Origin of the sequence: Alicyclobacillus shizuokensis NBRC 103103 (assembly GCF_001552255.1) — a bacterium.
In the GTDB taxonomy this organism is placed as follows: domain Bacteria; phylum Bacillota; class Bacilli; order Alicyclobacillales; family Alicyclobacillaceae; genus Alicyclobacillus_G; species Alicyclobacillus_G shizuokensis.
The window spans coordinates 1-20,876 of the sequence record NZ_BCQV01000028.1 but is presented as its reverse complement, the minus strand read 5'-3'; the positions used below and the strand labels follow the sequence as shown (position 1 = coordinate 20,876).

The following is a 20,876-nucleotide window of genomic DNA, read 5'->3' as shown; positions in this document are numbered from 1 at the left end:
TCCCCAGAGCTAAAGCTCGGGGTCTTACGGCACATCTTGATAAAATGCGGTTGCAGTAAGAAAAAGTGTGAGGTATGATATCAGTGTATCACAAAGGTATTTGAAGGCACGCTTGAAGCCCCTAAGTGGGTGAGTGCCGGAGTTCTGGAGCTCACTAGGTGAGAGGTGTGGAAGTTCGCGCCGACTTCCATAGCCAACTCCAGTAACTGTCGTGTTGAGGCGTTCTGGTTGTGTCGGTTTAGTCTTTGGCTGCAACACCATTTTCCTATCGCCTGTCTTGATAGGATTACCTGAATATGAGTCGGTCTCACAAATCGAGACGGTATTCAGGGACAGATGTTCAATCTCCCCTGTCAGCTTTCCGTAAATGCAAGCGCGGCCGGTGACAGGGCGCAGTAAGTCGCGCAACCGTTGAAATGCGACTCGCTCACAATCTAACGCTAGTTGTATTGGCAACGAGCACGCAACGAGAACTACTTAGAAGTAAGAAGGGAATCCTGCCATAGGGTATTTATGCTCTAGGGCAGTTAAGAGGCAAACGCTCAAAGCGTCTGGAACTTGGATTGACCAATGTTCGAGAGGCTTGCGTTTGCCTTTTTTGATCCCGAATCCCCTGCCGCGGGGAGAAAACACTTCTCCCCGGCGGCCTTAGCGGGGAGAATATCGGGAGAGAGATCGAAATGCCAAAGTCCATGAAACCACGCAACGTCTCGGAGCTCATTCGTGCACTGAGCGACGGAGACAATCCCCACAGAGAGCACCTCGCAAAGATAACTGTCCAACAAGCCCTCGAAATGACCGCAACTGCCGAAAAACCTCCTTTAGAATCACAGACAGATTTGCGCACAGCACGTACAGTCTGAGTTTCTTGGGGGGGGTAGTCGTGTCGGTTGGGTCTGAGATTCGTCATCACGTGTCAAGCAGGTCCGGATTGATCAGCATCGAGGAAGTTGCTTCACGCAACAACCTCCAGTTGTTCAAGACGTACCGCCCAGGCCAGTGGAAGGCCCACTGTCCAGTATGCGGCGATACGAACAGGCAGTTTCACCTGTACGTATCCTCCGTTAAAGACACGTTCTTTTGTCACAAATGTGGCGCAAAAGGCGGCGTGATAGCGTTCCACGCGTGGCTTCGAGGAATCAGCTTCGAGGCTGCGAAGGCGGAACTCTACCCGCAGAGTGGAAAGCGAGCCAAACGCCGGCTGCACCCTGCTGAAACCCTCACCAAAGCCCAACTGGCTGAGCTTGGATTCACACTCCGTACGCCGCGGCGCATTGCACCTGGCGGTATTGATCCCGTGCAATGGCGGCGTCATCGTAAGGCGGAGCTCGACTGGATTTGGCGCGAGTGGAAGGAACACGAAAGGTTTAAAAGAGAACAGATCGAGCGTCTGCAACAGATGCTTGAACAAGTTGAGAGGTGAAAGCTGGAACCATGTCGACGATATCGGATATACTTCGTGCTAAAGGAAACAGCACGGAGGTGTTCGACTTGAAAAGGATTTTCTCCGTCGTGTTAACGCCTGATCCAGACGACGGCGGGTATGTCGTGACTGTTCCTGGTCTTCCGGGATGCGTTACGGAAGGCGATACATTTGAAGAAGCCGTGTCGAACGCGCGAGATGCAATCGCCCTGTACCTTCAGTACATGAAGGACAAGGGAGAGACTGTTGAAGATGTGCCACCTTCCACCTTGACTACAATCGAGGTGGACTAAGTGCCAAAGCTTCCACAACTGTCTGCCCGCGAGGTTCTGGCAGCGCTAAAAAAGGCCGGATTTGAAGTAAAACGCCAATCCGGTTCTCACGTGATTTTGGAAAACGCAAATGGGCACGTCGTTGTCGTCCCCAATCATAACCCCATTAAACGTGGGACCTTACAAGAGATTTTGCATCAAGCAAGCCTGACCCCTGAGCAACTTCTCGATTATCTCGAGTAAAAGCACCATAAATTTTTTGACACCCCAACGGGCGAGGAAACGTCAACGAGAACAGTGTGCTGACACATGCACGCTGGCTTCGTATTGGCGTTTTTTGTTGTTCAGGGGCGAAGGAGGGAAACACAAATGCCGATTAAAGGCTTCAGCGACATTATGCGTATTCATCGAGTTGGCAAGATTCACTTGGGTGTACGGACCACAAATGATAATGGAAAATCATATCCCAAAGCTGTGAATTATTTCGTTGTCAAGCCGGACGAATCCACGTCCGAGAAGGCGGCTCAAGCCTTCCATGACGTGTATGGCGACAAACCGGATGAGATCACCATTGCCTTCCCGTCCAACGACCCAGAACAGTTCTTTCCGCAGTGGTTGTCCTCCTATCGAGGCGGAAACGGTCGGTACGAACTGTTTTGCCAGGGCGATGGTGAAATCGCACGCCGTTCGGATGGAGAAGGCAGAAAGGTACAGATTCAGTGTCTGTATCGTGACTGCCCAATCTATCAGGCAGGGAAGTGCAAGGAGCTTGGTCGTCTTCAGTTCTTTTTGCCAGACGTACCTGGAATTGGAGTCTGGCAGATTGACACGACCAGTTTCCATAGCACGGTGAATCTCAACGGAAGCATTCAAATGATCCGAGCGTTAACGGGTGGGCGCATCGCGATGATCCCGCTCAAATTGCGGATCGTGCCAAAGGTCGTCAATCCAGATGGCAAATCCAAGACAGTGTATGTCCTAACGCTTGGAATCGACGATCTGCGCCTCACAGACTTTCTCAAACAAACACCGCTTCTTGCGGCGAGTACTCCAAATGTTGAACCGATTCCTGAGAATGAACTCCCTGAGGATTTGTTCATCAATGCCAATTTGGTGGACGAGGAAGACGTGGGTGAGTCCACTGATCACGTGACTGACGAGGATACATCGTCAGCGCAATCTGATACGAATGTGTCCACCGACGAGGACATTGCGGCTGTGGCAAAAGTAGAATGCCGCCGCAATCAAGCCAATCGGGAAGTTGTTAGAGCGAAGTTAGCCACGATAGACGGGCAACTCCTTGAGGTTCTAACGGATGACCCGAAATTGGTCCGTCAACTCAAGCCAATAAAGGAAGGCACCGCGATTCGCTTCCGAACGGCTCCATCACAGAAATGGCAAAACCGTATGGAATTGATCGATTTCGCGATTGTGTCTTAAAGGAGAGAACCGAACATGCTTAATCGTGTTGTACTGATCGGCCGCCTGACGGCCGATCCCATACTACGATACACACAAAGCGGTACGGCAGTCGGATCGTTTACCCTGGCCGTGAATCGCATGCACACTAACCAAAACGGGGAACAAGAGGCTGATTTTATCAACATTGTCACATGGGGTAAAACAGCCGAAAACTGCGCGCAGTACCTGCACAAGGGGCGCTTGGCCGCAGTGGACGGACGTTTGCAAATTCGCAGTTATGAGAATCGCGAAGGACAGCGTGTGCGCGTGGCCGAGGTTGTGGCACAGAGTGTCCGCTTCCTTGAACGCAGCCAGCAAAATCACGAGCAACAGAAGAGCAACAGCCGTGGAGGACAGGCAGCAAAGGCACCGCAAGCAGGGTCAGATTCATATGGCGACGATCCGTTTGCGGACGATCTGTTTGCAGACGACTTGCCGACGGACGCCGCTGATGCTGCTTTTCCGTTCTAACAACCAGGAGAAAGGAGGGAGCCCTTCTCGTTCAATAGTGCGAGAGGAGCTACCCTCTTTGAAATGGCATTGCTGAGCACGTTAAACCCTATGTCTCGGTTGATTTCACTTCCGTTGATAGACAAGCTGTTCTACAACGGATAACGGGAAACGAAGCTAAGAGTTACAAGAAACGCGCGCGAAAGCCCACTCCTTTAGGGGTGGGATGAAGCGCGATATGGTACCATTTTCTTGGTGATTTCGGTGCACAAAGCCTATTCCTTCCGTCTCTATCCGACGAAAGAGCAGGAACAACAAATCCGGCGAACAATAGGTTGTTGTCGGTTTGTATACAATCACTTCCTCGCCCGTCGAAAAGAAGTCTACGAGCAGGACGGCACCACCTTGAACCAATACGCCTGTATGCGCGAGTTGCCAGCGTTGAAACAGCAGTACTCTTGGCTTCGGGATGTGGACTCCACGGCCCTGCAACGGGCGGTGGAAGAACTAGACGACGCCTTTCAGCGGTTCTTCCGGGAGAAGAAAGGCTACCCACACTTCAAGAGCAAGAAACACCCGAAGCAGTCCTATACGTCGAAACGCAACGGCCGAGAGGACGACAAAGCCACCATCCGTATCGAAGGTAACCGGATTCGGCTTCCGAAGGTGGGATGGGTGGAGTTTGCCAAATCCCGCGAAGTGCAAGGACGAATTCTCTCTGCGACGGTGCGCTTAACGCCTTCAGGCAAATTCTTTGTCTCAGTGTTGGTAGATACTGAGATTCCATCCTTGAAGCCAGAGACGACCGCCGTTGGCATCGACCTTGGGTTAAAGGATTTCGCCATTCTCAGCACCGGGGAAACGATCCCGAACCCCCGGCATCTGAGAAAACACGAAGAGAAACTGAAACGCTGGCAGCAGATTCTTTCCCGGCGGAAGTCCGGAGGAAAGAACCGGGAGAAAGCCAGGCTGAAAGCGGCCAGGCTGCATGAGAAGGTACGCAACGCCCGGCTGGATTTCCTGCACAAGCTGTCCACCAGGCTCATTCGCGAGAACCAAGTGATCTGTCTGGAAGACCTGCGCGTGCAAAACATGCAGAAGAACCACCGCCTGGCGAAAAACATTTCAGATGCCAGTTGGTCTGAGTTTCGTCGGCAGTTAGAATACAAAGCGGTCTGGTACGGAAGACAGATATCTGTCGTATCTCCGTCGTTTCCGTCCAGCCAACTTTGCTCCAATTGCGGATATCGAAACTCTGAGACAAAAGATTTGTCTGTACGCGAGTGGACGTGCGCAAACTGCGGCGAACACCATGATCGCGATGTGAACGCCGCCAGAAACATTCTTCGAGAAGGATTGCGACTATTGAATATGTCCGCCTAAGCGGACTCAACCGTGGGACACACGGGGATAGCTTGGAGCCGCAAGGCAGAATCTTCGGTTGCGAGGATGCTCCCAAGAATCCCACGGCTTTAGCCGTGTGGAGTGTCAAGTCTCATTAAGAAACTTGAAGAGGCCTTTCCTGAATGGGCGGCTCATAATAAGTCAGCTGACTGTTGACATTCGGCCAACAACGTAATAGAAAACGAACCTCGGTTCGTTCAGGAAGACCAACGGAATCCAGAAGGGATACTCCCCTTGGATTGTGTTGGTCTTTTTCATTACATCCCGCATAGCGCGCGGGGCAATCACCACAAGCCCCGGCGCTACCCGTGGGCTTGTGGTTCTCATAAAACCCAACTCACGGGGAGGTTATGCAAATGGAAGAGATCATGGAGTTCAATTTCCAGAGTGAGAAGGTCCGAGTGATCATGATCAACGGAGAACCTTGGTGGGTCGCGAAAGATGTCTGCGAGGTGCTTGGAATCGCAAAGGTCGACCGAGGTGTCGCCGGCTTGGATGATGACGAAAAGGGTACTCATATTGTGAGTACCCCTGGTGGGAACCAGAAAATGACCGTCGTCAACGAGCCTGGGTTGTATTCTTTGGTCCTCCGCAGCCGCAAACCGGAGGCCAAGCAGTTCAAGCGCTGGGTAGTCCATGAGGTGCTCCCTCAGATCCGCAAGACGGGTATGTACGTGAAGCCCGGGATGTACGTGGACGGGCGCAAGCTGCCGTCGAACTACCTGGAGGCACTGGAGGCACTCGTTGAGACAGAAAAGGATCGCCTTTGCTTGCAGGAACAGGTCCAAGAGCTCGCGCCGAAGGCGGAAGCGTATGGCGTACTTCTGTCAGGCGCTAACGCTCAGACCATCGCTCAGGTTGCGAAAGCACTGGGTACAGGCCGAAACCGGCTGTTTAAGTTCCTGCGAGAGAAGAAGGTCTTGATGAAAAACAACCTGCCGTATCAGGAATACCTTGAACGCGGATATTTCAAGGTCCGCGAAGTCAGTACCACTCGAAAGGACAAAGTCGTCAACGTAACGCAGACGTTAGTTACGGCCAAGGGGATCGGTTTCATTTATGACCTTTGGCATGACGAAACGTCCTTGGTAACGATCTGAGCAACACGACACCTCTCTAAAAAGCATCTGAACCTCCTGCACGCGTGTGCGGGGCATGTCACACAAGCCCCGGCACCGTCCGTGGGTTTGTGTGACCACAAATCCACGGAAAGGATGGATGACGATGCGTATCAAGACGATCACCCTCGAGAATTTCCGCTGCTACGAACACCAAACTGTCGAGTTTGGCCCTGTGACCACCATTCACGGGCACAACGGCGCGGGCAAGTCCACATTGGCTGAAGCTGTGGTGTGGTGCTTATACGGCACCAACATCCTGGGCAAGTCCAAGCAAGACGAAAGCCTGATGCGCCTGGGAGCCAAGGACATGTCGGTCGCGGTCACGCTCGTGGACGCGGCGGGCAAGGAAATCGTACTCGCGCGGACGCGGGCCGGAAAGAAAGCCTCCGTGCTCACGGTGAACGGCCGGCGGCCTAAGCCCGGGGAGATCGAAGGGATGTTCGGAACGGTCTCTGAATTCCTGTCGGTTTTCCTTCCGGGGTACTTCAGTTCTTTGGAGCCAAAAGACGCAAAAGCCATTCTGGCCAAGTGTGTCCCGGATGTTCCCAAAGAGGAAGTACTGACACGGATGTCTTCAGAATCCGCGGAGCTCCTCGCTCATGACCAATTTGCCATGGGCATTGATTCCATCGAAGTTGCCACGAAAAAAGTGCGCAACGAAATCCATGAGTTGGAACAGGAACTCATTCGGGCCGAAGGAGAAATGCGCGCATACACGAGCGTGCTCGAACAGGGACCGCCAAAGCCGTTTAAGCCCCTCGTTTCCGCAGAAGATCGCCAGCGGTACGAAATGGCCAAGCGGGCTAGTATCAAGTTTGAAGCACAAGTGGAAGTACGCGAATCTCGGTTGAAGGAACTGAAGGTGGAACATACTCGGCTCCAGCAAAAATACCGGGAAATCAAGTCGAATCCTCCAAAGGTGGATACTCACTGCCCCGCATGCGGACAGCGCCTTCCAGGGGATAAAGTGCAGGCCGTCCGTGAAAAGGCGATGCGAGAATACAAAGAGCGGCTGGCAGAAGTCATCCAGCAAGGCAAGCAGGTTCGGGCAGAGTTGGATCGCCTTGAAGCTCTGCCGGATCGGCCAAAGTTGGAGGCTTCGATCCAAGCACTCATCGAACGCGTAGAGACAGCGATCGATGAAGAACGTCAGAAGCAAGCGGAATATGCGGTGGCTCTTAAAAGCTACCAGACTGCCAAAGAGAAGTTGCAAGAATTGCGTACGATGATTGAGCAAGATCGTCGAAACCTCGAATCGCTTCAGAGCAAGCTCAAGGCGTTGCAGGAGTTCCGATTCGAGTACATCCGTGCGCAACACGAGAAACTCAACGGTCTCTTTAAGAACGTCCGCATCCATTTGATGGACGTGAACAAGGAGACCGGCGAGATTCGAGAGTCTTTCCGCATCGAGTGGAAAGGGCGTCCGTACCGGTTGCTCTCCTTCTCCGAAAAGGTGCGGTGTGACATCGAGATCGGGCGCGTGTTGGCCTTCGCCCGCGGTGAAGAAATGCCCGTGTACGTCGACAATGCCGAATCGGTGCAAAACCTGTTCGGCGAGACATTTAGCGGACAAGTTATCGCAGCGTTTGTTGCCGACACGCAGCTCATCGTTAAACGCGAAGGCGATTCGGCCGTTGCATGAGGGTGATAAGCACATGCAAATGTTCTCCATCCCCTCGTTCTTCCGGTCGGACGACGACGCGTACGTACTGAAACAGATACTCAAACACTACTTCGATGGCACGCTCCCTGCCGCGCTCACGGCATACCGGGAGCACATCGACGATTGGAGTGTGAAACCACATGAGAATGACCCTGATGAAACCAGTATTCAACGGACACGCTGTCCGACGGATCATCGAACGCCGGCTGCCCATTGAAGCAGTTGAGCAGATCGCCCAGGTCGGCGTTACCGTGCAAGAGAACGGAACCCGTGTTATGAAGCGTGGAGACATCAATGGCAAACCAATTCATGTGGTTCTTGCCAAGCCGAACACGGTAATTACTGTGTACTCCGCGGACGAGTGGAAAACCAGTATCACGGTGCGACGGAAACACAAACACACGCACGCATTGTAAGAGCTTTGATAACCCCGCCCGCCAACGGGGGTGAATAATCACCCTCGGGCGGCGGGCCCCGCGGGTGAAAGTTGACCTGCGGGGAGGGAGCAAAATGGCATGCTCACATCCTGAATGTCAAAGCAAAGCACGAGCTTGGATGCGCGGTATAAAACATGCGGAAGAACATGGCGACGAGCTTCGTGAACTTCTGCGTAGCGGATATAAGTTAGAATGGTCGCGCCATGTCGAAGATCGGGAAGATCAACGTCATATCCCACCGTGGCAGGCAATCCAAGCATTTGAAAATGGGGAATGCATTCATTTTGCATGCACAAAGTCTGGAACTAAGTGGCTTTGGCTGGGTTACGCTAAAATTGCGCCAACGGTCTATAGGCCTTTGCACTTGGTGATCGCCACTGATACCAAGGACAAAGTTTTAACCGTTGTAACGGTATACGATCCGTCTCAGTCGCCACATTTATGGGATGAAACCTACACGATCCGATTGTGTTGGAAACCAGAAAAGGAATGAACGAATGTTCGATATAATGGGTGCAACTGAAAGGAGAACGATCCCTATGATGCACCCAGATTTGAATGATGCAGTTCTAAAAGCCAACCTCAATGAGGAGGTATGGAACGTGTTAGAAATCAAAGCTCGTTTGTGGACGAACGGTGACAAACAAGAGTTGATAAAAAGAGCTGTTGCGGCTTACAAAGAACCCATTCAATTCATGGAGTCTGCCCATTGTCCCAAATGCGGACAGTTAGCAGAGGAACGATTGGACACTTTCGATACCGTGAACGGTGTTGTGATAGATGGTGTTCCCACCATCGTCTGCAACCATTGCGGAAACAAGGCTTGGGATCTTCTGCTGATTGGCAAGTTGGAGCAAATGGCTCTTTCGTTGCCTTCTGGCACAAAGACAAGCCTTGATGAAATGATGTCCATTCACTAAGTAACCACCCCGCCCGCCAACGGGGGTGAATAATCACCCTCGGGCGGCGGGCCTCCGTGGGTGAACTACACCCACGGAGGGGATGGCATTGCGAATCATAAGATACATCGGATACGGCGCGATTGGACTCATTCTTCTAGCCGGAGTCGAAATGCTCCTTACGCTTCGACTTCTTCCGCCTGAGTTAACGGGTTGGAAACAAGTCGTTGTGCAACCGGGGCAAACCGTTTGGTCCATCGCCGAGAAACAAAATACATCCAATAATACGCGGTATGTGGTCGATGCCATTGTTCAGCATAACCACATCCGTGATGTCTCACGAATTCAACCAGGCGACGTCTTGGAGGTGCCTACTCAAGTGCACCCCGCATGGACTCGGCTGGTTTTTCATTGAACTTTTTCGGACAAACAAAAGGAGGAAAACGAAATGAAAGTGATGTTTAACCATGTAGAACTGGAAAAGGTACTGCGTGATGTGGTTCGTGTTGTGCCGACCTCGACAAACAAGGTGGTACTCAAGCACATCCTCATCAAAGCGGACAAGGACGAAGAACGTGTGGACGTATATGCGAGCAGCCTGGATATGTCCATCCGTCGAACGCTCTACCAGGAAGCGGCGGACTCACCCGTCGTCATTGAAGGCTCTGGTGCATGCCTACTTCCTGCAAAAGAGCTGTTCGAGATCGTCAAGAGGGCGAAGGACCAGATCACTCTCACAAGCAGTGAGAAGAAAGCTCAAATTGCATTCGGCAAGACGAAGTATGAGCTGTCCGGTCTCGAACCGGATCTGTTCACTCCGTACACCGATAACCCGGACGACACGACCACGGTGGTACTCGTGGCGCCTGAGCTGCATCGTTTACTTCGACGGACGACCTACGCAGTGTATGAAGGAAATGCTCGCCCTGTCTTGACCGGCGTGAACCTGACCGTGTCGGACACAGGCATTCACGCGGTTGCAACCGACGGGATGCGGCTCGCCGAATACACCGTAGTGTGCAAGTCGGTGAGTGGAGAACCACGGAGCCTGCCAGTACCTGCGGTCCTGTTGGACAAGTTGGTCGCGGTTCTACCGGCGCGGGATGATGACGAAGAGGTCACTTTGACGCTCGGCCCATCATCCTGCACGGTGTCTTGGGATGACGATATGTACCGCATGGTCATGCGTGGGTTGGAAGGGGTTTATCCCGACACCTCCCGCGTCATCCCGCAGAATCCGCCCATCAAGGTGGTTGTGGACCGTCAGGCGTTGCTGGAAGCATGCGAACGGGTATCGGTTTTGTCCGAGACGGAACATGAAGTTGAATTCCGGATTTCTCCCGAGCGTGTTGTGTTGTTCACCCAGTCAGCACAATATGGGTACGCAACGGACACCGTTGACGTGAAGTCGTCTACGCAAACGGGGGAAGAAATGATCATTCACTGCAATATTCACTACTGGATTGCCTTGCTCCGGTCGTATGAGGGTGTGGAGTTGGTAGAGGCAGGCTTCACGAACGCCAAACAGACGTTCACGGTAAAACCGGTCGACGGCTCAGGGTTGGGTCTCATCGCTCCGATGCTGAATGCCCCGGCCCAGTCTGCGACCAGTAAGCGTAAGAGCGCGTAAGGTAAGGCCCACCAAATCTAAATCCGAAGGGAGGAAGTCCCCTCGTCAGCACCAAGAGGGGACGCCCCCTTTGGTGTTGATGGGTGGGGCGTCGAAATGAACGGGAAGACGAAAGCTGCCATGGAACGCTTGGAAAAAGGACTGGAGACACTGCTCGATAGTGCTGAGTGGCGAAAGTTTCTGCAGTTCCAAGCGACGTTCCATCGATATAGCTTCGCAAACACGTTGCTCATCATGATCCAGCGGCCCAATGCGACCCTCGTCGCCGGCTACAACCGGTGGAAGGAGCTTGGCCGCTATGTCAAAAAGGGTGAGCGCGGGATTGAGATCTTCGCACCGTTGTTCCGTAAGACCAAGGCAAAACCGGTGAACGAGGAACAGGCAAGCGAAGAGGAACAAGAGAAAGAGCAACATGATGAAGACACGGAGCGCGTGTTGTACGGCTATCGTGTCGTGTACGTGTTCGACGTATCGCAAACAGAAGGAGAGCCGTTGCCGCAAGTTGAGAGACCGCGGATTCTCACGGGTGAGAGTGACCTGTACGGAAAGCTGCATAAGGCCTGCCCGTTCCCGATTCGTGAAGTCAAGTCCCTCGGCAGCGCAAACGGTCGATTCGAGTTGCGAACGCAGCACATCGAGATTGTTCAGACATTGCCCGAGGCGCACAAGGCAAAAACCTTGATTCACGAATGGGCACATGGGATTCTGCACAACCAGGGTCCCCTGGATGCATCCTGCCGGCCGTGGATCGAGCTTGAGGCTGAATCTACCGCCTTTGTAGTCGCACACGCGTTGGGGTTGGATACCTCGGACTACTCGTTCGGATACATCGCCGGATGGAGTGGGAAAGAGGCCGTGAATGCCCTCAAGGCGTGCGGGACGAGGATTCAGCAGGCGGCGGATCGGATTCTCAGGGCATTGGAAGAGACGCCGGAGTTGCGCAAGGCGATCTAAAAACAGGAGGTGAATCCCTCCGTCTGCATGCCTGGGACGGAGGGAGCCTCTCGTCCCAAGCCCAGGCGAGGGACATGGTGGATAAAACACGATTGTTAACAGATGTCATTTCGAATAAACTGGTCGTAACGACTGGTTTATTGGAGATGATCCGTATGAAAGAAGTTGGAGCATACGAAGCAAAAACTCATTTAGCCGAATTACTGGATGAAGTGATGAATGGCGAAACCATCTTGGTAACGCGACGTGGAAAACCAGTGGCGAAAATTGTTCCATATCGGGATGAAACAATGTCTGTGGATGACATCGCGGACGGGTTCAAGCGCCTTCGGCAAATGGTGAGTTCAGAGGGGCCGTCTATTCAAGAAATGATCGAAGAGGGGCGGCGCTTCTGATGACCTTTGTTTTGGACGCTTCGGTTGCTCTGAGTTGGTGTTTTCCAGACGAATCAAACGATTATGCAGCACGAATTCTGAACAGGTTCAAGCAGGACACCGCAACCGTACCGGCAATCTGGCCGTTGGAAGTCTCCAACGCACTTCTTGTCGGTCACAGGCGAAACCGCATGAACCTGGAGCAGATTCGGATTGCCACGAAACTATTGTCGGGTTTGGAAATCGTGGTTGACGAGGTTTCAGCGTCCCATGTTTTTCATAAAACTCTAAGCTTGGCATTGGACAACGGCCTAACCGCGTATGACGCGGCATATTTGGAACTGGCACAACGCTTGAAGTGCCCATTGGCGACTACGGATAAGCAGCTATACCTTGCTGCGCAGTCTGTTGGAGTAGAGACCTTGTAAGGAGGTGAACCCCTCCGTCTTGCACGTTGGGACGGAGGGGAAACCTCTCGTCCCAAACGCACGGCGTGAGGGACGAGATGAGATATGAAGGAATCAGCAAAATGGGCTACTATCCCACACCGCTGAGCATGGTGGACAAGATTCGCAAGCGGCTTATTCCGTCCGGTCCGGCACGTTGGTTCGACCCGTGCTGTGGAGAAGGCGAGGCGCTCGCAGCTGTAGCACCATCGGATGCGGTAACGTACGGGATTGAGCTCGACGGGCAACGCGCTCTGAAGGCGAAGGAGCGGCTGCACCACGTCGTTCATTGCGGATATGAACGGGCAAGGGTTGAACCTGCCAGCATGCAGATACTCTACCTGAACCCACCGTACGATTCTCAATCAGGGGTTCAATCGGACATCTTCCGCAAGGAGCTCATCTTCTTGCGGGACCTGAGCAAGTACCTGGCTCCGGACGGCGTACTGGTGTTCATTATCCCGCGCTACGTACTCAGCTCGGAACTGGTGAACGTCTTGTTGCTCCGATACACCGACATTGCGGTGTATCGGTTCGACGACGAAGAGTATGCCGCCTTCCGCCAAGTCGTGGTGTTCGGACGTAGGCGCTCAAAGAACCTCACGAGGGCCAAAGAGCTATCAAACGAGGACCGTAAAGCGAAGAATGAGCTTCTGTCCTATGGCAAGGATGAGAACCTGCCGATGCCGTACCTGGATGCACCCGATGGTCGGCAATGGACAGTGCCTGCTGTGGAGAATATCGAAACGCCAATTCTCTTCCGCGGATACATCCTGGACGAAGAGGAGTTGCGGCTCGATCTCGCACAATCCGAGGCCTTTCAGATCGCGGCCAACATGCTCATGCCGTCCGACACTACCGCCAAACTCCGCCGTCCACTCCTGCCATTTCGGCGTACACACATGGCCACGCTGATTGCGGCGGGAGCACTGAACGGTGCGGTGGGAATTGGCGAGAATCGGCATATGGTGGTCGGATTGACGCGGAAAATTGTGAACCGAGAAGTGGTTCGCAACGAAGACGGTTCAGAGACCATCGTCGACACCGAATCCTACGTCACGGCTGTGCGCACCGTACAGCCGGATGGAACGATTTTAGATTTGCAATAAAATAGTTCTCATCATATGATGAACACAAAATAGTGCAGCACTAAGGCACGAAAATAACGGTGGTGATGGATCATGGCTAAAGTGGGCGTGATCAAGACTGTTGGAAGCAACGGTCAGATTTCGCTTGGTAAGGAATATGCAGGAAAATTGGTATGGTTGGACGAAATTGAACCTGGTGTGTTCATTGTTAAAATTGGCGAATTTGTGCCAGATAATGAACGATGGTTATTGGAGCCTAAGGTTCAACATGAATTGAATGAAGCCATTGATTGGGCTGAACAGAATCCGCCACAAGACAGTGATCTGGATGAATTAGAGAGGCAGATCCGGGATGCAGAATGAGCGGGTTCGGCTCGATCTCAATAACCCATCGTTCCAGCGAGGGTTGTTCTCTTTGCCGAAATCAGAACAATTGCTCGTACTTGGTACGCTTAGAAAGCTATCCGAGATGTCTTGGGATCAGGTGTACAAAGACAAAGGTCTCAAATGGGAATTGATCTATTCAAAGGTCGGCCCGAATGGAAAACGTCTGTATAGCTTCCGAATTGGAAAGGGATTCCGCGCTGTTGCATATCGCGAAGAAGACTGGATGCGAATTCTATCCCTCCATCCAGACCATGATTCTGCTTACCAGCGGTAATTAAGTACATCGAAACCACATAAAGGGGGGAAGGCCCCGGTGCATCACGAAACCGGGGCGCCCCCCGGACGTGGTGCATGCTGGGCGAACAGAATGAAGACCATTGTGTATAGCGATGAGAAAAATTACGTGGAAGCGGCGGCTCATTTCATCGTAACCCGCCGGAATCAGAATCCTCAACGCAACGGAGACGATCTGATTGCTGCAGGTCTGATTGATCTTGATAGCTCTGCGCGAGCCATTGTCGCGCATGCTGTCAAAGGCAGCCGTCTGCGTTTAAAGCAGAATCGGAGGAGCTTTACTGCCGACAACATCTACACCGACAAGTACGGCTATCGATTCGTGACGCGGCCGATCGGCAAGCTCACACACGCGATTGTCCTGCATAAGTCGGCCGTGGATGAACAGTTGGAACCCGAGCAGTCGCGCTTCATCATCGTGCCGGACGGCGGAGACGTGGCGGACTTGTTCCTACGCCGGTTTGCCGGCGACTACAATCTGCCGTATGTGCCCGCTTGGAAGGACGCGGTGTGGGAAGCCTGCTACTCGCAGGAACTCGTTCGGGCACTCGATGTCTGGACGGATCCGAACGTGCCCTACTGGCACGACCTCGTCGCATTTGAAGTGTCCGAAGAACTCAACGAGGATAAAGCGAAGGAGATCCTGAGCAACTTACTTGCCACAGGAACCATCGAACTTCCAGAAGGGATCACAGAGGCACCACTGCTTTCTGAGGCGCTTCAGCCAGATGAGAACGGCGAGTACCACGTGATCGACTATCTCCAAACGTACGCGCCGCATCTGGCGACCACGATTGAGGAGATGGCAACTCCTGCGCACGATTTAGATCGTCCTATCGATCCAGCGATTGCGCAGATGAAGCGTGTTCCGTTCCCGGCCCAAGCGCATACCGTCCAAGCGATTTTGAAAGGTCTGGAGCAGAGCAAGGGCGTCATCGTCTCGTCCGACATGGGCACCGGCAAGAGCATCATCAGCCTGGCGACGGCAAAGGCGTTGTCTGAACGCTCGAATCGCGGGTTTGCGGTGTTGCTTCTCGTGCCAGGGATTACAATCCCGAAATGGGTTCGGGACGAGATCGGAAAGACGCTGCCTGGAGCTCGGGTAACGGTCATCGAAAGCTGGAAAGACCTTATCCGCTACCGGAATCAGCGGGTTCTTCGCGGACAAAAGGATCGATTGGAATTTGTCCTGCTCTCACGCGATACCGCGAAGCTGGGGATGCCCAAAGCTCCGGCGTTAATCTACAAACATCGGTGGATCGTTCCTGACAAAAACAAATGGAATGACCACTACACCGGAGCTGCGATCATAGAGGATGTTTGGCTCTGTCCAGACTGCGGTGGCATTCAACAAAAGCACACGAAAACCGCTGAGAAGGATGCGCGGAAACACGACAACGAGTCCGCGCAAATCGCGGAACGGAAACTAGGGTTCGAGGACTTAGCAACCGGTGTCCGCTCCTTGAAATGCAGGGGCATTGATGGCCGGAAGAAGATTCGAACCCAGTATATGTTCAAGAAGTCCGTCACAAATTACCACTGCACGGAGTGCGGTGCCAACCTGATGCGCGATACTGTGCCGGAATGCGAGCAAGTTTCTGGGCTCAAACACCGTCGTCTGCAACCGGCTTGGTTTATCCAACGGTACTTGCGCGGATGGTTCGACCTGGTGATCGTCGATGAGTTGCATCAATACAAGAACAACTCCGGCCAAGGAGAAGCAATGGGCGCAATCGTTGGAGCCAACCGGCGCGTGCTGGGTCTTACAGGCACACTGAGCGATGGGAAAGCATCCAGCCTTTATCATCTGCTGTGGCGCATTTGCCCGGATGAGATGAAGGCGGATGGACTGGACCATCGTTCGCTTAACAAGTTCGTTTACTTGTATGGCACCATGGAGCAGCGCGGACGATATGCAAAAGACGAAGTGGAATCCGCGGGCGGATCAACTTCCCGCAAGGTGATCCTCAACCCACCAAAAGAAATCCCGGGCCTGTCGCCCAAGCTGTTCGTCAATCACTTGGCGGACAAGACAGTATTTCTGGAGCTTGGAGACATGGGCCTGCCGCTGGTGGAGCTGGAGGAACGGCCGATTTTCGTGGACATGGACGAGCAACATAGCCTGACCTACCAGGCGTTCCATTCCACGCTAGAAACCGTAATGCGCAAGCAGTACGCCATGGGAAACAGCCAAGCCTTTGCGAAGTTCATCCCGGCCGTGGTCAATGCGGCGAACCAACCGCACATGCCCCAAGAGGTACGGGTAGGTGACGAACTTGTCGAGTTTGAGCCTACCTACGATGCAGAGGAACTGTCCGCGAAAGAACGGCGTTTGCTCGAAGACATCCAGGCGGAGCTCGCGCAAAACCGCCGTTGTGTGGTGTACGTGCGCTATAGCGGTGAAGTCCAACAGGACAGGCGCATAGCTGATGTGCTCAAGCAACACGGGATCCGCGTTCAGGTCCTGCAAGCAAGCGTATCGCCGGAGGACCGCGTCGAATGGCTGGAACGGGCGGTCGAGAAGGACACAGAAGTGGTGGTCTGCAACGCCAAACTGGTCGAAGTGGGCCTTGATCTTCTCGAATTTCCGACCTTGATGTTCTACCAGTTCACCGACGAGATCGCGACGATGCGTCAAGCCAGTCGCCGTGCTTGGAGAATTGGCCAGCATCGTACCTGCAAAGTCTTCTACTATGTCTACAACCGGTCTTACGAGATGGTTCAGTTCAAACGCATGCTCCAAAAGCGAAGCCATGCCATGCTACTGGAAGGCCGTCTCGACAAGTCGGAGGTAGCACAGTTCGTTCAACAGGACGAAAAATCGGCTTCCACTTATGCAATTGCGAACTGCTTGGGTGACGTGGAGGACCTGGCGGAAAAGTGGAAGTCTCTCGCCGACAAAGACATTCCGAGCGGAGTGGTCATGTTGGCGGAGGAACGCTTCAAGCGCGAGATCCACGAAGCCATGCAGCGGCTCGCATCCGAGACTCGTCGCCTGGCCGGTGTGCCTGAACCGACTGAGGTTGAGGAATCGCATCCGACGCAAGTCGTCGAGACTTCGCAATCGGTCGCGCCGTCTGCAATGCCAGCGGAAGTCACGGTACTCCCACTGTTTGCGGTGACCGACAACGTGGAGGACAGTAAGGCCGAGCGCCCTGAGCCTGCACCCGAAACATCTGCTACACAACCTGAGACGCCGCTCACATACGGTGATTGGCGTAAGCAGATGGGTATGGTGCCGAAGGCTAAGCGGGTGAAAAAGCAGAAAGTCGCGGATAACCAAATCATGTTGTTCGCGCTCTAACACTCATCCTTTGCATCCAACCCGAGTCACGCGGGGATTAAATTCGCCCATCCCCCGTGACATCGGGGATGGGCAAAGGGGCGAACCGATATGTACGAAAAGGCTGTTGAGAAACTGACGACCGAGATGGCTGCCAACGAGAAACATCCCTATGTACAAATGATTGGGCAATACTTGTTGGCGCACCTCGAAAAGCACCCGGAACACGCAGAAAAGATACTTGCCGAAGGCAAGACCATCCTCAAGAGCCTCGATGCGATGAGACGATATGCGGAAACCAAGTGTGTCGGTAATATGGCAGTGATTTCGGACGCGGACGGATACGGAATAGTCCTCCAATACTTTGAGTGTTGGGACGGCGAGCCGTTCGACATTCCGCCGGAGCCGCAACCGCCTGCAAGACCTGCAGTACCAAATCGTACGGCACCCACGGCTAGGAACACAAAACCGGCTGCTCGGGTAAAAACCTCGGCAAAGTCCGCCGCATCCGACGTGACGCAGCTCTCGCTCTTTGGTGACGCCGAAGGAGGGGAGTGGCAATGAACGGTTACAACGAGTTCTTGGCTCACTTCCCGGCACGGCTTAGCCAAGCGTTGATCGAGTACGCGAGAGACACCGTGTTTCTCGAAAGTCGGTACTTGTTCGTGTGGCGTGTTGGAAAGGTACAGATGGCGTACTGCACACACTGCCACGCGGAATACCAACTTGGTGTTGGACGAGCGGCCTATAAGCACAACGAAAAAACGGCCTGCCTCAACTGCGGTTCCGAATGCGTTGTCAAGCAACGAGGCCGCGGACGTAAGTACCTGGTCGATCATGCATACATCGTGTGGTACGAAAAGTCCATGATAGACCCTCATGTTGTGGTTGCCACGTGGTACTACGCTTGGCGCGATTACTCGGGAGACTACCACAACGTCGAAACTCAGTTTGAGCCACGCGCCCGGTATTTGTTCGAGCCAGGTCGAGGCGGAAGGATGCTTCGACGTACGTGGTCCGGCGAGTGGAAGCAGATGCGCTCTGTGCATCAGCTTCCTGCTGGAATGGTGAATTGGCGCAGCATTTACATTTGGTGCTCATGGGAGAGCGTCGAAAAAGCTGTGGACGGCACACCACTCCAATACAGCCAGTGGGAAAAATACCGAGACCGCTACTACACTCTCCTTACGTTCTTCGACTTGGCTGCCAAATACCCGTGCGTGGAATACCTGACCAAGTTGGGGCTGAGTGGATTAGTCACTGCCAAACTTGATGGAGAAAAGACCTATGGAGTAGTCAATTGGCGCGGAAAGTCGCTCGAAAAGGTGCTCCGCATGACACGCTCGGAAGTGCGGCAGTTGCAGCAGATAGCGTCGTCCGTACGACCTCTGACGCTGTACAGCTACCGCTTCTGGAGAAAGCTCGGATGGGATCTGTCGCCGATGGACGCCCACGTTTTGAGGGAATTCAGCGACAGATACTATCGGCAGCAGTTGGAGGAGCTGCGAGCATTGGGTACGGAAATCGAGATCGCGAAGTACCTTCTCAAGCAAATCCGTAAATCACAAGTCTACAATAGCGCGACATATGCTTTGGTAGAGTGGCGTGACTATCTCCGTAACTGTGAGGAACTTGGAATTCCCTTGACGGAGAAGCATGTGATATTCCCCTCGAATCTGCGCGAAGCACACGACAAAATGATGCGCCGAGTGTGGATAAAGCGGAACGAAAACCTCAATCAGCTGATCCAAGAAAGGCTGGCTGAGCTAGAATCGTACAGCTATGCGGATGAACATTTCTTAATCCGCCCGGCCAGAAGTACCAGCGAGCTGTTCGAGGAGGGGAAAGCACTGAACCACTGCGTCGGGAGCTACGCTGCCCGGTATGCAGCTGGGCAAACGGATCTGTTCCTTATGCGCCTCGTGGCCGATCCTGACACTCCGCTTTGCACGGTGGAAATCAAAAACGGAGTCGTTCGTCAGGCAAGAGGGTATCAAAATCGGTGCCTTAACGACGAGGAACAGGCGTTTCTCGACCGGTTCATGCAGCATCTCCGCCGGGTGAAATGGAACAAGCTCGAGAAGCAGAAGATTCGCAGGATGAGCTAACTAACGAAGTGATGCCGTCCTGGGACACTGATGTATCCCAGGACGGCTTTTATCCGCCCGTGAGCTCCGACTGATCAACTATTGGAAGTCTCAGTTTGATACGATGACACCGGGAAAGCTTCGGATTATACTGAGAGACACAGGTGAGAAAATGAAAAGTGTGCGCAATGCAAACGACGTTTTGTCCAAGCACTTGACGGGCGCATGTCCCGACGGTGTCTTGGACGTGATTGGCATCTCGCATGCCCCGGTTGTTCGCGCCTTACCGACTGAATTGGACGAAGTCGTGATACGCCAGCAGTTCACGGATATCGTGTTCGAGTTGGAGACCGGGGAGATTTTGCACCTTGAGTTTCAGTCGAGTCGTGAGACTACACTATATCGGTTTTTGGCATATGACGTGGCTTTAGCCGAGCGCTTTGGCCGCAAAATCCGGACCATCGTGCTATATACCGGCGATGTGCATTCTGGACCGGATACGCTCGATATTGGCAGTGCCATATACCGTGTCGAAAACGTATTTCTGAACCGGCTCGATGGCGACGGGGCACTCGATACCGTAAAACGACACTTGGACTTCGGCGATTGGACGGAACAAGACCGCGTTCGTTTAGCCTTTGCGTTCCATATGCATTTTGAAAAACGGCCTCGTGATGAGGCATTTAAAGAGGTACTCGAGTTAACGAGGAAAATTCCGGATACCTTTGAGCAAAACTACGTAACAGCGTTGATTATGGGGTTAAGCGGCCGGAATTTAACTGATGCTCAAAAACAACTCCTAAAGGAGACGATGAGGATGACGGATGTCGTTCGTGAGCTTGTACAGGAAGTTGAGCAAGAAGCGTTGGAAAAAGGCTTTCAAAAAGGGCGTCAGGAAGGACGCGAGGAAGGGCGTAAAGAGGTAGCAATCAAACTCCTCGCTGAGGGCGTCAACGTAGACGTAATCGTGAAAGCGACCGGCTTGAGCCGGGAGCAAATTGAGGAACTGCGGAAGCAGTTGCATTGAGATTGAAGAAGCCGACCTGGGCCACATCGGTCCCGGTCGGTTTTTTGTTTCCATCAGCTGGGTGTATTTCTATTCTTTTTTATATAATGATTAGTATGATTTAATTTATCGTTTTTAATAAATCATAACATTTTATATGTACTGTCAATATTGGTTTTATGTCCGATAAGATTAAC

The 20,876-nt window shown here is 53.1% G+C and carries 21 protein-coding genes; all 21 read left to right on the top strand.

Features of this window, described 5'->3' with window-relative positions; translation table 11 throughout:
* The first annotated feature begins 931 nt into the window (after nt 1–931).
* The 21 genes from ASH01S_RS11685 to ASH01S_RS11580 all read left to right on the top strand — a co-directional run bounded on the left by ASH01S_RS11685 (nt 932) and on the right by ASH01S_RS11580 (nt 20,700).
* Entirely contained in the window at nt 932–1,423 is a 492-nt protein-coding gene (locus ASH01S_RS11685; protein ID WP_067928450.1) for a CHC2 zinc finger domain-containing protein, read from the top strand.
* A gap of 68 nt (nt 1,424–1,491) precedes the next feature.
* Nucleotides 1,492–1,716, top strand: coding sequence for a type II toxin-antitoxin system HicB family antitoxin (locus ASH01S_RS11680; protein ID WP_067928447.1), 225 nt, complete (start codon nt 1,492–1,494; stop codon nt 1,714–1,716).
* Nucleotides 1,717–1,938, top strand: a complete 222-nt coding sequence (locus tag ASH01S_RS11675; protein ID WP_067928314.1) for a type II toxin-antitoxin system HicA family toxin — start codon at nt 1,717–1,719, stop codon at nt 1,936–1,938.
* Between the two features lie 126 nt (nt 1,939–2,064).
* Nucleotides 2,065–3,135 (top strand): recombination directionality factor, encoded by a 1,071-nt coding sequence (locus tag ASH01S_RS11670; protein ID WP_067928311.1) that lies wholly within the window; start codon nt 2,065–2,067, stop codon nt 3,133–3,135.
* A gap of 15 nt (nt 3,136–3,150) precedes the next feature.
* Nucleotides 3,151–3,627, top strand: a complete 477-nt coding sequence (locus ASH01S_RS11665; protein ID WP_067928308.1) for a single-stranded DNA-binding protein — start codon at nt 3,151–3,153, stop codon at nt 3,625–3,627.
* A 243-nt stretch (nt 3,628–3,870) separates the two neighbouring features.
* Nucleotides 3,871–4,989 (top strand): IS200/IS605 family element RNA-guided endonuclease TnpB, encoded by a 1,119-nt coding sequence (gene tnpB / locus ASH01S_RS11660; RefSeq protein WP_067928444.1) that lies wholly within the window; start codon nt 3,871–3,873, stop codon nt 4,987–4,989.
* A gap of 377 nt (nt 4,990–5,366) precedes the next feature.
* Nucleotides 5,367–6,110, top strand: coding sequence for a phage antirepressor (locus ASH01S_RS11655; RefSeq protein ID WP_067928305.1), 744 nt, complete (start codon nt 5,367–5,369; stop codon nt 6,108–6,110).
* A gap of 124 nt (nt 6,111–6,234) precedes the next feature.
* Nucleotides 6,235–7,773, top strand: coding sequence for an AAA family ATPase (locus ASH01S_RS11650; protein ID WP_067928302.1), 1,539 nt, complete (start codon nt 6,235–6,237; stop codon nt 7,771–7,773).
* A gap of 161 nt (nt 7,774–7,934) precedes the next feature.
* Nucleotides 7,935–8,210: a DUF4258 domain-containing protein gene (locus tag ASH01S_RS11645; protein ID WP_245629042.1), complete on the top strand. Its 276-nt coding sequence runs from the start codon at nt 7,935–7,937 to the stop codon at nt 8,208–8,210.
* A 94-nt stretch (nt 8,211–8,304) separates the two neighbouring features.
* A complete protein-coding gene (locus tag ASH01S_RS18530; RefSeq protein WP_157067107.1) occupies nt 8,305–8,724 on the top strand; it encodes a DUF4258 domain-containing protein in 420 nt (139 codons plus the stop codon).
* Nucleotides 8,725–8,770: 46 nt separating this feature from the next.
* On the top strand, nt 8,771–9,151 hold the full coding sequence (locus ASH01S_RS11640; RefSeq protein ID WP_067928297.1) for a hypothetical protein: 381 nt from the start codon (nt 8,771–8,773) through the stop codon (nt 9,149–9,151).
* A 427-nt stretch (nt 9,152–9,578) separates the two neighbouring features.
* Nucleotides 9,579–10,760 (top strand): DNA polymerase III subunit beta, encoded by a 1,182-nt coding sequence (gene dnaN, locus ASH01S_RS11630; protein WP_067928289.1) that lies wholly within the window; start codon nt 9,579–9,581, stop codon nt 10,758–10,760.
* 96 nt (nt 10,761–10,856) lie between these two features.
* A complete protein-coding gene (locus ASH01S_RS11625; protein WP_067928286.1) occupies nt 10,857–11,714 on the top strand; it encodes an ArdC family protein in 858 nt (285 codons plus the stop codon).
* Between the two features lie 77 nt (nt 11,715–11,791).
* The gene (locus ASH01S_RS11620) at nt 11,792–12,109 is read left to right on the top strand and encodes a type II toxin-antitoxin system Phd/YefM family antitoxin (RefSeq protein ID WP_217996320.1); all 318 of its coding nucleotides are present in this window, start codon (nt 11,792–11,794) and stop codon (nt 12,107–12,109) included.
* Nucleotides 12,109–12,516 carry a type II toxin-antitoxin system VapC family toxin gene (locus ASH01S_RS11615; protein ID WP_174520729.1) on the top strand — a complete coding sequence of 136 codons (408 nt, stop codon included), beginning with the start codon at nt 12,109–12,111 and terminating at the stop codon, nt 12,514–12,516. Before ASH01S_RS11620 ends, ASH01S_RS11615 begins: the two co-directional genes overlap by 1 nt.
* Nucleotides 12,517–12,593: 77 nt before the next feature.
* On the top strand, nt 12,594–13,643 hold the full coding sequence (locus ASH01S_RS11610; protein ID WP_067928281.1) for a DUF6094 domain-containing protein: 1,050 nt from the start codon (nt 12,594–12,596) through the stop codon (nt 13,641–13,643).
* A gap of 72 nt (nt 13,644–13,715) precedes the next feature.
* Complete coding sequence (locus ASH01S_RS11605) at nt 13,716–13,985, top strand: hypothetical protein (RefSeq protein ID WP_083517085.1); 270 nt, start codon at nt 13,716–13,718, stop codon at nt 13,983–13,985.
* Between the two features lie 391 nt (nt 13,986–14,376).
* The gene (locus tag ASH01S_RS11595; protein ID WP_067928273.1) at nt 14,377–17,607 is read left to right on the top strand and encodes a DEAD/DEAH box helicase family protein; all 3,231 of its coding nucleotides are present in this window, start codon (nt 14,377–14,379) and stop codon (nt 17,605–17,607) included.
* A 90-nt stretch (nt 17,608–17,697) separates the two neighbouring features.
* A complete protein-coding gene (locus ASH01S_RS11590; RefSeq protein WP_067928269.1) occupies nt 17,698–18,150 on the top strand; it encodes a Cas9 inhibitor AcrIIA9 family protein in 453 nt (150 codons plus the stop codon).
* Complete coding sequence (locus ASH01S_RS11585; RefSeq protein ID WP_067928265.1) at nt 18,147–19,694, top strand: PcfJ domain-containing protein; 1,548 nt, start codon at nt 18,147–18,149, stop codon at nt 19,692–19,694. Before ASH01S_RS11590 ends, ASH01S_RS11585 begins: the two co-directional genes overlap by 4 nt.
* A gap of 151 nt (nt 19,695–19,845) precedes the next feature.
* Nucleotides 19,846–20,700, top strand: a complete 855-nt coding sequence (locus tag ASH01S_RS11580; protein ID WP_067928435.1) for an RpnC/YadD family protein — start codon at nt 19,846–19,848, stop codon at nt 20,698–20,700.
* Nucleotides 20,701–20,876: the final 176 nt, after the last annotated feature.

Coding starts and splice junctions, on each gene's coding strand:
- dnaN (WP_067928289.1), top strand. CDS start 9,579: ATGAAAGTGATGTTTAACCATGTAGAACTGGAAAAGGTACTGCGTGAT.
- ASH01S_RS11610 (WP_067928281.1), top strand. CDS start 12,594: ATGAGATATGAAGGAATCAGCAAAATGGGCTACTATCCCACACCGCTG.
- ASH01S_RS11590 (WP_067928269.1), top strand. CDS start 17,698: ATGTACGAAAAGGCTGTTGAGAAACTGACGACCGAGATGGCTGCCAAC.
- ASH01S_RS11625 (WP_067928286.1), top strand. CDS start 10,857: ATGAACGGGAAGACGAAAGCTGCCATGGAACGCTTGGAAAAAGGACTG.
- ASH01S_RS18530 (WP_157067107.1), top strand. CDS start 8,305: ATGGCATGCTCACATCCTGAATGTCAAAGCAAAGCACGAGCTTGGATG.
- ASH01S_RS11605 (WP_083517085.1), top strand. CDS start 13,716: ATGGCTAAAGTGGGCGTGATCAAGACTGTTGGAAGCAACGGTCAGATT.
- ASH01S_RS11670 (WP_067928311.1), top strand. CDS start 2,065: ATGCCGATTAAAGGCTTCAGCGACATTATGCGTATTCATCGAGTTGGC.
- ASH01S_RS11595 (WP_067928273.1), top strand. CDS start 14,377: ATGAAGACCATTGTGTATAGCGATGAGAAAAATTACGTGGAAGCGGCG.
- ASH01S_RS11580 (WP_067928435.1), top strand. CDS start 19,846: ATGAAAAGTGTGCGCAATGCAAACGACGTTTTGTCCAAGCACTTGACG.
- ASH01S_RS11640 (WP_067928297.1), top strand. CDS start 8,771: ATGATGCACCCAGATTTGAATGATGCAGTTCTAAAAGCCAACCTCAAT.
- ASH01S_RS11585 (WP_067928265.1), top strand. CDS start 18,147: ATGAACGGTTACAACGAGTTCTTGGCTCACTTCCCGGCACGGCTTAGC.
- ASH01S_RS11665 (WP_067928308.1), top strand. CDS start 3,151: ATGCTTAATCGTGTTGTACTGATCGGCCGCCTGACGGCCGATCCCATA.
- ASH01S_RS11650 (WP_067928302.1), top strand. CDS start 6,235: ATGCGTATCAAGACGATCACCCTCGAGAATTTCCGCTGCTACGAACAC.
- ASH01S_RS11645 (WP_245629042.1), top strand. CDS start 7,935: ATGAGAATGACCCTGATGAAACCAGTATTCAACGGACACGCTGTCCGA.
- ASH01S_RS11615 (WP_174520729.1), top strand. CDS start 12,109: ATGACCTTTGTTTTGGACGCTTCGGTTGCTCTGAGTTGGTGTTTTCCA.
- ASH01S_RS11655 (WP_067928305.1), top strand. CDS start 5,367: ATGGAAGAGATCATGGAGTTCAATTTCCAGAGTGAGAAGGTCCGAGTG.